This window comes from bacterium (genome assembly GCA_024224155.1).
In the GTDB taxonomy this organism is placed as follows: Bacteria; Acidobacteriota; Thermoanaerobaculia; order Multivoradales; family JAHEKO01; genus CALZIK01.
Map to the genome: position 1 here is coordinate 1 of JAAENP010000447.1, position 617 is coordinate 617.

Genomic DNA, 617 nt, shown 5'->3' on the forward strand with positions numbered 1-617 from the left:
CTACGGCAGCATCGGGCCGGCGTTTTACGGCCTGCGGACGATTCTCGTCACTCTCCTGCTCATGGCTCTGCTGCGCATCAAGCGACCGGAGGGCCTCAAGGAGTGCTCACCGAAGGAGCTCGGCCGAATCCTCGGGCTCGACCGGGCGCCGGAGGTCAAGACGCTGCGCCGCAAGCTCGCTCGGCTGGCCAGCTATGGCCGGGCCGCTGAATTCGGGCATGCTCTGGCCCAATGCCGAGTCGCCAACCGGGGACACGCCATGGGGTTTCTCTACGTCGATGGCCACGTGCGCGCCTACCACGGCAAGCGCAGCATCCCGAAGACGCGCGTCGCCCGCCTGCGTATCGCGATGCCCGCGACGACCGACTATTGGGTCAACGACGTCGAAGGCGAGCCGCTGTTCGTCGTCACCACCGAAGCCAACAAGGGTCTGGTCAAGATGTTGCCGGAGGTGCTCGAGGAGGTGCGCTCCTTGGTCGGAGACCGCCGCCTGACCGTGGTCTTCGATCGCGGCGGTTGGAGTCCGAAGCTGTTCAAGAAGCTTCTCGGTGAAGGCTTCGACATCCTCACCTACCGCAAGGGGCGTTCTCGCCGCGTGACCAAGAGCCGCTTCTCCC

1 protein-coding gene is annotated in these 617 nt (G+C 65.6%); it reads left to right on the top strand.

Going from position 1 to position 617, the window contains the following annotated elements; translation table 11 throughout:
• Nucleotides 1–617: hypothetical protein (locus GY769_21680; GenBank protein MCP4204528.1), on the top strand; the 617-nt coding region annotated here is incomplete at both ends.